The organism is Thalassobellus sediminis (assembly GCF_044386045.1).
In the GTDB taxonomy this organism is placed as follows: domain Bacteria; phylum Bacteroidota; class Bacteroidia; order Flavobacteriales; family Flavobacteriaceae; genus Thalassobellus; species Thalassobellus sediminis.
On record NZ_JBISCD010000040.1, the window covers coordinates 126,923 to 141,293 of the forward strand.

Annotated in this window: 9 protein-coding genes and 1 tRNA gene; 1 reads left to right on the plus strand and 9 read right to left on the minus strand. The window is 30.9% G+C overall.

Features of this window, described 5'->3' with window-relative positions; all coding sequences use genetic code 11:
- Positions 1-224: 224 nt before the first annotated feature.
- The 7 genes from ACH5TW_RS07415 to ACH5TW_RS07445 form a co-directional block, all read right to left on the minus strand.
- The gene (locus ACH5TW_RS07415) at positions 225-1,136 is read right to left on the minus strand and encodes a T9SS type A sorting domain-containing protein (protein WP_439335871.1); all 912 of its coding nucleotides are present in this window, start codon (positions 1,134-1,136) and stop codon (positions 225-227) included.
- Between the two features lie 255 nt (positions 1,137-1,391).
- Positions 1,392-5,399 (minus strand): pectinesterase family protein, encoded by a 4,008-nt coding sequence (locus tag ACH5TW_RS07420; RefSeq protein WP_439335872.1) that lies wholly within the window; start codon positions 5,397-5,399, stop codon positions 1,392-1,394.
- Between the two features lie 333 nt (positions 5,400-5,732).
- Positions 5,733-8,183 (minus strand): DUF4982 domain-containing protein, encoded by a 2,451-nt coding sequence (locus ACH5TW_RS07425; RefSeq protein ID WP_439335873.1) that lies wholly within the window; start codon positions 8,181-8,183, stop codon positions 5,733-5,735.
- 285 nt (positions 8,184-8,468) lie between these two features.
- A tRNA-Met gene (locus tag ACH5TW_RS07430) sits at positions 8,469-8,541 on the minus strand.
- A 124-nt stretch (positions 8,542-8,665) separates the two neighbouring features.
- The gene (locus tag ACH5TW_RS07435; RefSeq protein ID WP_439335874.1) at positions 8,666-8,845 is read right to left on the minus strand and encodes a CPXCG motif-containing cysteine-rich protein; all 180 of its coding nucleotides are present in this window, start codon (positions 8,843-8,845) and stop codon (positions 8,666-8,668) included.
- Positions 8,846-8,919: 74 nt separating this feature from the next.
- A complete protein-coding gene (locus ACH5TW_RS07440) occupies positions 8,920-9,744 on the minus strand; it encodes a Two component regulator three Y domain protein (protein WP_439335875.1) in 825 nt (274 codons plus the stop codon).
- A 96-nt stretch (positions 9,745-9,840) separates the two neighbouring features.
- Positions 9,841-11,754 carry an ABC-F family ATP-binding cassette domain-containing protein gene (locus tag ACH5TW_RS07445; protein ID WP_439335876.1) on the minus strand — a complete coding sequence of 638 codons (1,914 nt, stop codon included), beginning with the start codon at positions 11,752-11,754 and terminating at the stop codon, positions 9,841-9,843.
- 86 nt (positions 11,755-11,840) lie between these two features.
- Here ACH5TW_RS07445 and ACH5TW_RS07450 point away from each other — a divergent pair, with 86 nt between their 5' ends.
- A complete protein-coding gene (locus ACH5TW_RS07450; protein ID WP_439335877.1) occupies positions 11,841-12,224 on the plus strand; it encodes a DUF983 domain-containing protein in 384 nt (127 codons plus the stop codon).
- Positions 12,225-12,343: 119 nt separating this feature from the next.
- On the opposite strand, the gene ACH5TW_RS07455 is transcribed toward ACH5TW_RS07450, so the two are convergent.
- Positions 12,344-13,387, minus strand: coding sequence for an NAD(P)/FAD-dependent oxidoreductase (locus ACH5TW_RS07455; protein WP_439335878.1), 1,044 nt, complete (start codon positions 13,385-13,387; stop codon positions 12,344-12,346).
- Positions 13,388-13,471: 84 nt separating this feature from the next.
- Positions 13,472-14,362: a type IX secretion system ring subunit PorN/GldN gene (gene porN, locus ACH5TW_RS07460; protein ID WP_439335879.1), complete on the minus strand. Its 891-nt coding sequence runs from the start codon at positions 14,360-14,362 to the stop codon at positions 13,472-13,474.
- Positions 14,363-14,371 lie beyond the last annotated feature (9 nt).

Below are 14,371 nucleotides of genomic sequence, written 5' to 3' on the forward strand. Positions count from 1 at the left end.
TTAAAAATTGTAATCGATTACGCAAAGGTATGTAAAATTATAAAAAAAACATCTTTTTTATAAAATATAATCCTAATCTACGTTTAAAAAAACATATTTTTAATACTAAATTCTATTTAAACTTTGTAAATATATAATAATATATCCACTGACAAAACAGATAATAAAAAAAGGAGATATGAAATTCATACCCCCTTTTTTTTATAGCCTATATTTAGAATATATTATCTAGTTAACACCTTAACAGATTTCTGACCTTCTAAAGTTTTAACTGTAGCAATATAAAGACCTTGCTTAAGATTAAAACTTGTATCTTCAGAAGTTTTAAACGACTTAACTAAAGCTCCAGTGATGCTAAAAACTCTTACTTCTGTTGAAGATTTAACGTTTGATATATACACTCTACTTTTAACAGCTTTTACATTCGTTGAAACTTGTGAAGCAAAATCATCTGCACTTAATCTATTCCCTATTACATCATCTGCATCTATACCATCAAGAGTTACATTTCCGAAATAGATTCTATACCAACTTGGCTTTCCAATATCATCATAATATTGATATTCACCTGCACTTGGAAGTGTTATATGCAATTCTTTAATATCAGAATCAATTAATGGAGTAAAGAAAGTAAACGTAGTACCATCTGCACTATCAATATGGTGTCCAAAATTACCACTGCCATCAACATTTTCTCCTCTCATAATTATAGTTACTTCTTGATTTGCCTCAGTAGTAGTTATTGACATGTATCTTGTTCTTTTCCCACTAGAGTTAACATAAATACGACCTGCTAATCCTAAATCCGCAAAATTAGCACCTCCATTATCATCTCGTCTTGTTAACGCAGTATTAGTGGTTCTTAATCTATCATTTGTACCATCTGTAACGTACTTAATAGCACCAAAATCTAATCCAGGCGAAGCAATCTGATTATCACTGTTTGCCACACCTTGAGCAACAGTTCCTGAATTTAAATTAATTACTGAATTCATATTAGTGTCATTCAATTGGTTATCATAAGTTGCACCATCTAACTGTACTGCTCCAAAATCCCAAACTTTAATTAATTGTGCTTGAGAAAGCGAGGTAAAAAGTAACATAGTAAATGTTAATAAAAGTAAATTTTTTTTCATGTTTTAAATAGTTAAAAAGTTTAATTCAATCACACCATTGTAATCGATTGCATAAATTTAAACATTTATTTATAATAAACAAAAAAAAACACATGTTTTTACAATAAAAAAAACTTTCTATATCACTGATACACAATGTTATCAAAAAAAATTTCATATTTTTAACAACAAATAAATAAGTGTAAAAAATACATAAAAAAAGGCGAAAAACTAAATTATAAGTTATTCGCCTTTTAAATGATTAGAAATTAACATTTAGTGTGTTAATACTTTTAAAACCTTTTGCCCATCAGCATCTTTAATTGTAACAATCCACAGACCATTTTTAAAACTAAAATCGGTATCTGTATCAGTTTTTAATGATTTAACTAATGCCCCATTAAGACTATAAATATTAATATTAGTATTAGATTTAACATTAGAAACATAAATTCTATTATTATAACCAGCTATTTTTACAGAAGAGCCTGACGCAAAAACATCATCAATACCTAAACTTATTAATGCTGCAATTGGATCCCAATTATCACTACCTTTTGTAAAATTGAAAGTAGTAATATCTGTTCCGTCAGTTAATTGATCTGTTGAAAGTATAGTTGACCAAGAAGCACGACTTCCAGAATTATCTTCACCAGAAATTTCATTAGTATTTCTTTCGTACATCTTACTAGATTCTCCTCCTAAAGAGCTTTTCCATCCATCAGGAAAAATTAAAGATTGCCCTATATAACTTGGGTTAGTTGACTCGTCTATAGTTGTATTATAAAATACAACTTCACTTGTATTTGGACTCCATGGACGACCAAAATAACCAGGTTTTGAACCATTAACTGATGCTGTTTCTACACCTGGAACAGGTGATTTTACATGACATTCGTACATTAAATATCCTCTTCCACTTGTTTGTTGAGCTGCAGTAATATAAGCAACATCACTTCCTGAATCACTTGTGTTTAATATAAGATCTGTTTGGTAAAACACAGCACTCATACCTCCATAAATATAATCTACGGCACCCATCATAGCGCCTTTGTAAACTACAACTCTAGAGTCTTTTCCTCCGTAAAAAGAATCTTGACGACCAATAACTCGACAATTATTTAAAGTAACTTTATCTGTACCATTTGCAATTCCAATTGCTGCAGCTTGAGTTACATAACCTGCGCTTCTATCTTGCACAGATGTATTACCATAGTCTGTAGGTCTTACTGGCTCACTAATAGCCTTTCTTTCTACAATATCTTCTGATTCTTTTTGAGATATATATTGATTAAATGAATTCTCAAGAATAATATTTTCAGCTGTAAAACCATCAGCGATTACTACAACAGTTGCATTCCAATAAGAACCGTTAGTCGAACCTTCATCATTAACATGTGATATATAGCCATTAGCTTTATTAGCAGCTAATACATCTGCATGCCATTTATTATCAGAACCTTGGCTATAAAAATTATATTTTTGACCATAATAAGAAGTGATTCTTACCGCATTGGCATCAATATCTACACCTGCATTTAAAATAGCAATACTAGGTGACGTTGCTGCATTTTTTAAAGTTACATTTGCACTATTAATAACAATCATTTCTTCATAATTACCTGGATCTATAATTACTGTAACACGTTCATCATTTGGACGATCCATTTTAGCTACAGCATTTAAGGCCTCGTTTATAGTTTGGTAATCTTTATCTGCACCTACTGTAATTACAGATGAATAAGCAACAACTTGCTTAATCTCTATATTTGTAAAATAAGTTGTAGCTTGACTAGCACCACAAGTAATTGTTGCTGTTCCCGCTGAAGCACCTAAATAAATATACTCAACACTTTCTATTTGACTTGTACTTCCACTATTAGTATATACCATATCACCACCCTCAATAGAAAAATCTGCTTTATAATAATATGATACAATTATTTTTTCTCCAGGGTTCATAGGAACTACGATTGTACTACCATCTCCTCCAGAAAGGTGTCCTTTTGCAATTTCATTTTTCAAACCAGAGATCGCTAATCCTTTATAAAACAAATCAGTATTAGAAATAACTTTATCATCAAAACTCCAATTTGTTACCGGAGTAAATGTTAATGTTTTAGAAGTAGCCGATCCTGAGACAGTTAAATTAGAAGTTAATCCTAATTCAATAGCATACTCATCTAAACCATCGTAATTAATAGAATAAACCCCATCTCTTAACGCAACTGCTGCTACATCTGTAAAATTATATTCATAACCTGCTTCATCTAAATTAGTAAATGTTAAGCTTAATTTACCTAATTGTGTTGCATCTAATGCAGGTGCATCAATTGTTACATTATGTAAAGGCTTTGATGTAAAAGCAATATCTGCTGTATCTACTCCTGCAATTGTAATTGTATTAGCTAAAATTTCAAAATCATTTACTCCATCTGCTGAAATTGTATACTCTACACCTGCTTCAAGATCGACACTATATGTTAACGCTCCTGTATCTATAGTAATAATTGGGTCGTAAATTTTATTTGCTGCAGGATCTGGCGTATAAGTTAATGAAAGATTAGTAAGATCTGTTAATCCCGTTATATTACCAGTTACTGTAAATAAATCTACCTGTATCACAGAAACATCATAACTTGTTGTAGTTTCTGTAACATCTAAACTAAGACCATTAGAAATAACATAACCATTAGCATTACCTAAACCAAGTGCATAGGTTTTATCTGCTGGTAAATCTATACTATAAGTACCGCTAGAAACAACTGCTGAATATGTTTTTCCTGCTTCGTTGGTAAAATCAATTGAATAACCATTAGGAATACCCGAGGCTTGCGTTTCATCAACATTACCTGTTAACGTTACATAATTAGCATCTTTTCTTAATATTCTATAATAACTTGGTTTATCTGCTTCATCATAAATATGATAATCACCAGCTGATTTTGCTACAAATTTCACTTCTTGAACTGTAGCTCCTACTGCTACAACATCATCTTGAACAGCAGGGTCTGACGCATATTCAAAATGAATTATTCCTGTTCCTGATTGAGTAAGCATCATTACCGTAACTTCATCATCTTGGTTTAAAGTTAAAGTCATTTGTCTATTAGTTGCTCCACCCGCATTTACATAAACTCTACCTGTATAACCAGAAGCCCCTCCAAGATTCTCATCATAACGAGTAAGATTCGCATTAGAAGTTCTTAATCGGTCATTAGTTCCTCCAGTCCAACTTAAGACTCCCTCTGTAAATGTTGTAGCTAACACATTTCCAGAAGAACCTGGGGTTATAGCGCCATCATACCAAGCATTAATTTTAGCTTCTGTAAGCATATTATTATATAACACTGGATCTAATTCTTCTGCTCCAAAATCCCAAACATCAGTTTTAATTACAGTAACAGGAAGGTTGCTTACTTCTATAGCTGGTGTATAAGCATTATCGCCACTAAACGTAAAATACAAAGTGGCAGGACCTCCAGTGTAAGTAAATTCATAAAACCCGGTTTTATCAGTAGAAACTTTTACATCAGCTGAACCTAAATCACTACCTCCTGCTGTTGTACCTCCACTCATTGCTCCATTACTATATACAGATCCGTAAAAACGAACGGTAGTACTGGTACCAGTAACATCTACTTCTAGAGAATTTCCATCTTTAAAAGCGACACCATAACCAGAACTATGCCATGGACTTGTAGCTGCTTGGGTTCTTAATTTTCCATCAGGACTTGTTGTTGAAGTAATGGGATCCCATTGAACCCCATTATTGGTAAACGTAGATCCATCTGCTAAGTTGTAAGAGGATGTAAGAGAAATGACATCAATAACTGGAGTATAAGCATTATCGCCACTAAATGTAAAATATAATGTAGCAGGTCCTCCAATATGAGTAAACTCATAAAAACCTGTTTTATCAGTAGAAACTTTTACATCTTCTGAACCTAAATCATTGCCACCAACTGTTGTGCCTCCACTCATCGCTCCATTACTATATATAGATCCGTAAAAACGAACAGTAGTATGACCTGTAACATCAATTTCAAGCGAGTTACCATCTTTAAAAGCAACACCATAACCAGAACTATGCCATGGACTTGTAGCAGCTTGGGTTCTGACTTTACCATCTGGACTTGTAGTTGTGGTAACAGGATCCCATTGGGTTCCTGTATTAGAAAAAGTAGAACCATCAGCTAAATTATAGGATGTAGTTGTTTGTCCTTGCATCAAAACTGCGCATAACGACAAGGTAATCATTAATAAAATTGATAGTTTCTTCATGTGCTAATTTGTTTAGTTAATTAGTTATAGTTTTTATATTCCTCTACTTTTATATAGATATTCTCCTTTTGGTTAAATAGAATAATATCTAAATAGAACAATAAAAATTATTCAATAATTTATGTAGGTATACTAAACTTAGGGCAAACACAATATGTAATCGATTACAATTTAAGAGCCTAAAGAATTATATACAAACATATAACAAAGCAAATTTTAGTAACCCTTGCTTTTCTTATAAAAGAATTTAAATATTTTAAATAAAAAACACAACACACACATAAACAGATGGTTCTGTTATTATTTATACTAAAAGAAGAGGCAGTTAAAAACTTAATCTAGTGATTTTAATTTGAAGCATCCTTTTTTTAACCCGTCACCTGTAACCGATAATTTAATAATTCCTGATTCATTTGAAGATTGAACTAACACAACTAGTTTTCCGCTAAACAGTTTCATTGTTGGTAAATGGAACATTTCTAAGGAAGTTGCATCACCATTACAAGCAGCTCTATAAGTTCCTTCTCCTTTAACTTGAAATTTTAATTGATTTGTTGCTGTAGGACACAGAACTCCATACTTATCAACAACAGAAACCTCAACAAAAGACAAGTCTTTTCCATCTGCTTTTATTATTTTTCTATCTGGATTAAGCACTATTTTATAAGGTTTTCCAGCAGTATGTATTTCTTTTTCAGCAATTGATTTTCCTTCATCATCAAAAGCAACTACTTTTAATACACCTGGCTCATATTTAGCATCCATCCACATTAAACGATATCTATTTTGTGGCGTAGAAGTATTCTTTTTTTGAACCCCCATACTTTTACCATTTATGAAAAGCTCAGCACTATTATAATTAGTATATACAAAAACAGGCGTTGTTTCTCCTTCTCTACCTTCCCAATTCCAATGAGGTAGAATATGCAAGGTTTCTTCTTTTTTATTCCATCTACTTCTATACAAATAAAAACGGTCTTTTGGCAGTCCTGCTAAATCTGAAATTCCAAAATAGGAACTTCGTGATGGCCAACTTTCGTCATAAGGTGTTGGTTCTCCAAGATAATCAAAACCCGTCCATACAAACTCACCAATAACCCAAGGCTTATCGTCTTGCAAAACAAAATCTTCATCAGGGACGTTAGACCAACTACAGGCTTCTAAATCGTAAGAAGAACTCTGAAAATCATCATATTGTTTGTTTTTTTCTTGAACAACTGGGAATTTATAAACACCTCTAGAACTAACGGTAGAGGCTGTTTCTGATCCTAAAATAAATCCTTGTGGAAATGTATTATAAGCTTCCTCATATAAATGCACACGATAATTAAGTCCTGGTATATCTAATAGCGAACCAAAACCAGACGCCATAGTTGCTTTTACTTGATCCATACCAACTGTTACAGGCCTTGTTGGATCTTCTCTATGAAAAACATCTTGTAACCATTGCGCACGTTTTACACCTTCTTTTCCCCATTGGTCTGGAACTTCGTTACCCGAACTCCACATAACAATGGATGGGTGGTTTCTTGTTGCTCTTACTAAATTAACGACATCTTTTTCAGCATAGTCATGAAAAAATCTGTTATATCCATTTTTAACTTTAGGCTTTGCCCATTCATCAAAACTTTCTGCTAAAAACATAAAGCCCATTTCGTCACATAATTCTAATTGCTCAAAAGAAGGCATATTATGAGAACTACGAATAGCATCACACCCCATATCTTTTAAAATGGTTAATTGACGTCGTAAAGCCGCCTTATTTATTGCCGAACCTAACGGCCCTAAATCATGATGTAAACAAACGCCTTTAAATTTTCTTATTTCTCCATTTAAGCTAAAACCTTTGTGAGCTTCGTATTTTATTTCTCTAATTCCAAAACGTTGTGTTATTTCATCTTTTAAAACATCTCCTTCATACAATTGCATTTTTGCTGTGTATAAATAAGGTGTTTCTGGGCTCCACAATTTTGGGTTTTTAACTTCTATATTTTGTTCAAATTGATTTTCAGATGATGTATTAGATTTTAAAGTCGCAACTTCATTACTATCTGAATCTACTATTTTAGTTATAATAGAAACATTTTCTCCAGTTACTTTCGATTTAATATTTACAGTTGCTACATTTTTGGAAATTGTAGGTGTTGTAATAAACGTTCCCCATTGGTTAAAACGAGTATTATTAGTGACAATGACGCTTACATTACGGTATAAACCAGCACCTGGATACCAACGAGATGAGAATGCTTCATTTGATAATTTTACAGCTAGTATATTTTCTTTATCAACCAATAAATCCTTAGTAATATCAAAATAGAAATAACTGTAACCGTAACCCCATTCACCAATTTTCTTTCCATTTAAATACACTTGAGGTTCGGCCATAGCGCCTTCAAAAAGAATAATAGCCTTTTTGCCTTCTTTAAATTCAGGAATGGTAATTTTTTTCCTATACCAACCTGTTCCTATATGTGGTAAAGAACCTGTTCTACCTGTTTTTTCAGTAGCCACTTTTTCTCCATTTTGAACAATTGCGACTTCTTGTTTATCTATATTTTTATCAAAAGGGCCATAAATAGCCCAATCGTGAGGTACACTAACAGTTTCCCAAGCAGTGTCTTCATAGTTTATATCAAAAGCATTTTCAATCTCTCCTTTTTGAAATTTCCAATTAGCATCTAATTGTTGCACTGTTCTTACTTGTGAAAAAGAAACTTGTGAAAAATTTAGAAATATAAAAAGCAGAAATCTAATATGATTTTTTAAAAGTCTGTTAACAATCATCCACGAACTTATTAAGTGTTATTTTAATTATGTATACATAAATTGTGTTGTTTAAAATTTAATAATAACATGTTGTCATTAATAAAAATTGAACTACAAATTTACTAGACAAATCTTTTATAAATTATTTACAATATCATAAAATTAATGATAATGATATATTATTCTTTTCAAAACTTTAATTGCAGTATTCTAATTACCTTGTTTCTAATTAATATACTCTAGAAGTATATAATATAAAAAAGAAAAGACTCAAAATACAAAATGTATTTGAGTCTTTTTTAGTAGCGGGAACTGGACTCGAACCAGTGACCTTCGGGTTATGAGCCCGACGAGCTACCTACTGCTCTATCCCGCGATATAATTCCTAAAACAACTTACTTAGCTTTCAACTTTCGGCTCATAATACCGACCAAATTATTTCGGACTGCAAATATACAATCATTTTTATGCTTGCACAAGCATTAAATTAGAAAATATTACTATTCAATGTTATCTACTTGAAAATGTACAATTTCTGAATTATTAAATTTTATTGTTACTTGAATTGGGTTGCAACAAATCTCACAATCTTCAATATAAGATTGTTCTAAAATTGAATTATCTAATAACATTGATATATTTTCCCAACAATAGGGACAAGTAAAAAACTGCTCTAACATAAATATAAAACAAAAAACAGATAGCTAAAATAGCTATCTGTTTTCTTTAATTAAAATTTATAAAACTTTATTAATTACTCTTTTTCAATATCAACAGTAGCGGTAGGATTCTCCATATCAATCAACATTAAACTAGGAGGGTTATTCCCAGAAACACTAACATACTCTTTATTTAAATTATTATCACTAACCATGATAGTATTTAAATTAGATAAATTCATAAACTCTAATGGTAAATCACCAGTAAGCTTATTAGTAGATAAAATTAACTCTTCTAAATTAGTTAATTGTGCTATTTCTACTGGAATTTCACCTTCTAATTTATTATCCATCAAACTAAGCTTTTCTAATTTAGATAAAGCATAAATATCATTTGGAATAGTACCAGTTAAAAAATTACTTCCTAATAAAAGCTCTTTTAAATTGGTCAAATTCATTAAAGACTGTGGAATGTTTCCTTCAAACTTATTACTATATAATTTTAAGTATTTTAAGTTTTTTAATTCTCCTAATTCTGAAGGTATATTACCTTCTAATTTATTCATAAATAATTCTAAAGATGTTAATTCTTTTAAATTCTTAATAGACACTGGAAGTGTACCTTCTAATTTATTAAAACCTAAATTAATTTTTCTTAAACTAACTAAACTCCCTATTTCTTGTGGTAAAGTTCCTTGTAAATTATTGAACTGCAAATTAATTTCAACAATCTTATTGTTTTCTATTTTAACACCATACCAAGTATCAACTGAGGCATTTAAGTCCCAAGAAGAGTTCCATTCGGCACCATTAGTAGCATTATATAATGCAATTAAGGCATCTTTATCATTTGAAGATACGTTTGCAAAAGAGTATACTGTAACAAAGAAAAATACAGCTATAAGTTTAAAGTTTTTCATTTTGAATAAATTTGGGATTAATTCTTAAGCGAATATAGCTCGGAGACAGTCTAAAAACCATTTTATTCGATGAAATACATTAAATTTTAACAATTACTAATCGACCAACTGCTCAATTTCCAGCTGAATGTCTTCCCACTTTTGCATAAAAACTTGTAAATCTGCTTTCTTTTTTTGATAATTATCAAAGAAATTTGGTTGAGACGAGACTTCCTCATAATTAATCTCAAGCGATAAATCAATAGCTTTTATGTCTCGTTCTAGCTCATTAATTTTAGACTCAACATTACTCAATTTATTATTTAAAGATTTGATCTTTTTTTGATCTTCATATGATTGTTGTTTCTTTTCTTTAGGAGTTTCTTTCTTTTCAACCGTTCTTTTTTCAACTTCACGCAAATTTTCAACTTTACGTTGCTCTAAATAATAATCAATATCACCTAAATACTCTTTTACTTTATGATCTTTAAATTCATAGACACTAGTTGTTAAGCCTTGTAAAAAATCACGATCGTGAGAAACTAAAATTAAAGTACCTTCAAATCGTATTAATGCTTCTTTTAAAACATTCTTAGATTTAATATCTAAGTGATTTGTTGGCTCATCCATTATTAAAACATTAAATGGTTGAAGCATTAATTTAGCTAATGCTAAACGGTTACGTTCACCTCCAGAAAGCACACGCACATATTTATCTGCCTCTTCTCCTCTAAACAGAAACGATCCTAATATATCTCTTACTTTACTTCTATTTGTTTCATTAGCGGCATCAATCATGGTATCTAATACTGTTTTACTCCCATCTAAATACTCTGCTTGGTTTTGAGCAAAATAGCCTATCTGCACATTATGTCCTAACTTTAAAAGTCCATCATACTTAATATCTCCAACAAAAATTTTGGCTAAAGTAGATTTTCCTTGTCCATTTTGTCCAACAAATGCCGTTTTGGTATCTCGCTCAATAAGTAAATCAATATTTTCTAAAACCTGATTATCACCATAATTTTTTGATACCTTTTCGGTTTCAACAACCACTTTTCCTGGTGTAATAGACACCGGAAAATTAAGTGTCATGACACTATTATCATCTTCATCAACTTCAATTCTATCAATTTTATCTAGTTTCTTAATAAGCGATTGCGCCATAGTAGCCTTTGAAGCTTTGGCTCTAAACTTCTCAATCAGCTTTTCTGTTTGTTCAATTTGCTTTTGCTGATTTTTTTGAGATGCTAACTGCTGTGTTCTCAATTCTTCTCTAAGCACCAAGTATTTTGAGTATGGTTTAGGGTAATCATAAATTCTTCCTAGAGAAATTTCAATAGTCCTATTAGTTACGTTATCTAAAAACATTTTATCATGCGATACAATAGCTACAGCACCAGTATAATTTTTCAAAAAGCCTTCTAACCAAATAATCGATTCAATATCTAAATGGTTAGTTGGCTCATCTAAAAGTAAGATGTCATTATTTTGAAGTAATAATTTAGCTAATTCAATACGCATACGCCAACCACCAGAAAAAGTATCAGTAAGTTTATTAAAATCTTCTCTTTTAAATCCTAATCCTTGAAGGATTTTTTCGGTATCACCCTGATAATTATAACCTCCTAAAATTTCATATTGATGTTGAAGCTCATTAATATCGACCATAAGTTGATGGTAGCCTTCACTTTCATAATCGGTACGCTCTGCCATTTGCGTATTAACAGCTTCCATTTTAGCTTCTAATTCTTTAATCTCTGTAAAAGCTTCATAGGCTTCTTCTAAGACCGTTCTTCCTAAAATAAAATCTATATCCTGCTTTAAAAAACCAATTTTAAGTTCTTTATCCGCAGCAATTTGTCCTGTATCTGGCTCCATCTCTTTAGATAGAATTTTTAACATGGTAGATTTACCAGCACCATTTTTTCCAATAAGGCCAATTCTATCACCATTACCTAGTTTAAATGTAATATCTTCAAACAGGTATTCTCCTTGAAATGAAACCGATAAATTATGAATGTTCATCATAGAAATGTAACTTAAGCTACAGAATTTTAATTATTAAAATCTTATTTTTGTTCTGTAATTGAGTTTGCAAAAATACACTAAAATATATGTTTAAAAAAGGAACAAAATTATATAGTATTTTTACTGGGTCTTGTCCAAAATGTCATCAAGAATCTATGTTTAAAAACAAGAACCCTTATATTCTTTCTGAAGTATTAGACATGCACGAAACATGTAATCATTGTGGCACTAAATACAAAATAGAACCTTCTTTTTTTTACGGCGCTATGTATGTTAGTTATGCAGTAGGTATTGCTTTTGCTGTAGCTGCTTTTGTAATTTCATTTTATTTTTTTAATGCTAACATAAATATTGTTTTTATATCTATTGTTACTACTTTAATTGTTTTTTTACCAGTAATTATAAGAGTCTCTAGAAATATCTGGATTAATATTTTTATGCATTTCGATAAATCTTTAGCTAACACGTGATTTTTTTATTTGGGAGTTACCCTATCTGGTCGGGCTTATCTTTACAATCTTTTTTCTCGTACATCACAAAAAGGATTTTCACTTTAATCCCTAACGCGAATTCATGGTGTCAAAAAAAGCTACTTTACAAAGCGTTTAATATCAATCTCTTTCTCTAGAGGAATTTCGTTTTCGATAAAATTGAAAAGTTGTTTAGCAACATAAGGCCCAATCATAACACCTCGAGTTCCCAATCCGTTTAAAACAAACATACGTTTATAGTCTTGATGCTGCCCAACTAAAGGGCGTCTATCTTTAACCGTAGGACGAATCCCAGCAACTTGGCTTACTATTTTATAAGAACAACTAATAAGTTTATCTAGTTTAGTTAAAAGTTCTTCTTTTGCTTTATTTGTAATGACATGTGTAGTATCAGTCCATTCGTAAGTTGCTCCAGCAATATATAAGTCGTCTCCTAACGGAATTAAAAACACTCCAGCTTTTAAAACATAATCAATTTTCAATTTAGGAGCATGAATTACAAGTAACTCGCCTTTTGTTGGCACCAAAGGTAATTGACTAAAATAAGGGTTTTTTACAACACCAAAGCCTTCAGCAAATACAATATACTTTGCCGTTATATTTTTATACTGAATATTAGTTTCGTCAACTTTTAAATTATCGTAATTAAATGCTTCTTCAACATAACTATTGTTTTTTAACAACTTTTGCTTATATGCATCTATTAAAGTTTTAACGTCTATTCTTCCTGTTTTTAAAACTTTTCCAAAACCAAAAGAAGCTTGTATTGACTCGTTGTTATTTTTAATAATATCTGTTGAAAGATATTCGGAAAGTTTTGGCTTATCGGACGCAGCAAACCAATCGTTTTGCTCTTCTAATGATGCAAATTTCCTATATACAGGTATTTTATAATCTAACTTAACATTTAATACTTCCTCCAAACTTTTATACATGGGAAGTGCAATATCTAACTGTTCTTTACTTTTCCAAACAGAGGTAAAACGTTTTAAAACAACAGGATTATACAAGCCACCTGCAACAGTTGATGATTGTTGTGATTTATCATCAAACACAATAAAACTTTTGTTATTAGCTTTCAACTGTTCGCAAAAACTAATACCTGCTAAACCAATACCAACAATAATATAATCTACATTCATATGCACGTAAAGGTAATTATAATGACAAAAAAAAGACTATCATTTTCAGATAGTCTTTTTTACTTTTTTAAAATTTTGTATGAATTAGTATGTCCACATATCTAATTCAAAATCTCTAATTTTATCTTTAATTCTTTCAGATTCTAATAATTGCATCAATGCATTTTGAGAAACATATTCGTTAATTTTTCTATCTCCTTGTTCATTTTCTTCTTTAAAAATATAACCTTGGAAACGTCTAGAATTTAGAATGTGATCGAAAGAAAATGGAATGGAGCTATTTTCATTGTTAAAAGCTTTGGCTTCATGTAACACCTCTCTAGCATCTGGGAAAAACACCCAAAAAAGAGGCACTAAATCTGGATTTTCATCTTCAATAAAGTTTACATCTGGTGCTACAGGAGCAATACCAATAAGTCTGTATTTCATCTCAGCTTGACGCTTATCAAAATACCAAAGTCCTCTAATATGATACTCAGTAATATCTGCTGCTGTAATATCTCTTCTATCAATATACTCTGCAGATAACTCTTCACCAGCATTTAATTGCTCAATACCTAATTCGGTAGTATCAATTTTAACTAATGCAGACTCAATATCCTTTAAAGTTCTTTTTGTTGTAAAGTAAGAATCGTCATAAATATTTTTTATTTTTCCGTTTTTGATATTCTTTATAAGAACATCATATAAAGAACGTCTATCTTTCCCAATATTATTTGTATCTATTGGATAGTAAAGTGGAAAATTTGCACGCTCATCTAAAACGACTTTTTCCCATACCGTTTTTGAAAAAAGAATATCTCTATCGTCAACATAACCATATTCTAAAGGTTTATCGTTATCGATTGCTTTTTGTGCATCTGTTCTTACCCCAATTTCATCTGGGCTTTTAGCATTTAATATATTAGCTTGTGCGAATACACCAGATACTGAACAAACAGTTACTACGGTTAATAAAAAACTTTTTAATTTCATCTCCATTTA

What these genes read in the sequence shown, in the direction of transcription:
- ACH5TW_RS07415 (WP_439335871.1), bottom strand. Translation starts at nt 1,136, where the DNA reads ATGAAAAAAAATTTACTTTTATTAACATTTACTATGTTACTTTTTACC.
- ACH5TW_RS07420 (WP_439335872.1), bottom strand. Translation starts at nt 5,399, where the DNA reads ATGAAGAAACTATCAATTTTATTAATGATTACCTTGTCGTTATGCGCA.
- ACH5TW_RS07425 (WP_439335873.1), bottom strand. Translation starts at nt 8,183, where the DNA reads ATGATTGTTAACAGACTTTTAAAAAATCATATTAGATTTCTGCTTTTT.
- ACH5TW_RS07435 (WP_439335874.1), bottom strand. Translation starts at nt 8,845, where the DNA reads ATGTTAGAGCAGTTTTTTACTTGTCCCTATTGTTGGGAAAATATATCA.
- ACH5TW_RS07440 (WP_439335875.1), bottom strand. Translation starts at nt 9,744, where the DNA reads ATGAAAAACTTTAAACTTATAGCTGTATTTTTCTTTGTTACAGTATAC.
- ACH5TW_RS07445 (WP_439335876.1), bottom strand. Translation starts at nt 11,754, where the DNA reads ATGATGAACATTCATAATTTATCGGTTTCATTTCAAGGAGAATACCTG.
- ACH5TW_RS07450 (WP_439335877.1), top strand. Translation starts at nt 11,841, where the DNA reads ATGTTTAAAAAAGGAACAAAATTATATAGTATTTTTACTGGGTCTTGT.
- ACH5TW_RS07455 (WP_439335878.1), bottom strand. Translation starts at nt 13,387, where the DNA reads ATGAATGTAGATTATATTATTGTTGGTATTGGTTTAGCAGGTATTAGT.
- porN (WP_439335879.1), bottom strand. Translation starts at nt 14,362, where the DNA reads ATGAAATTAAAAAGTTTTTTATTAACCGTAGTAACTGTTTGTTCAGTA.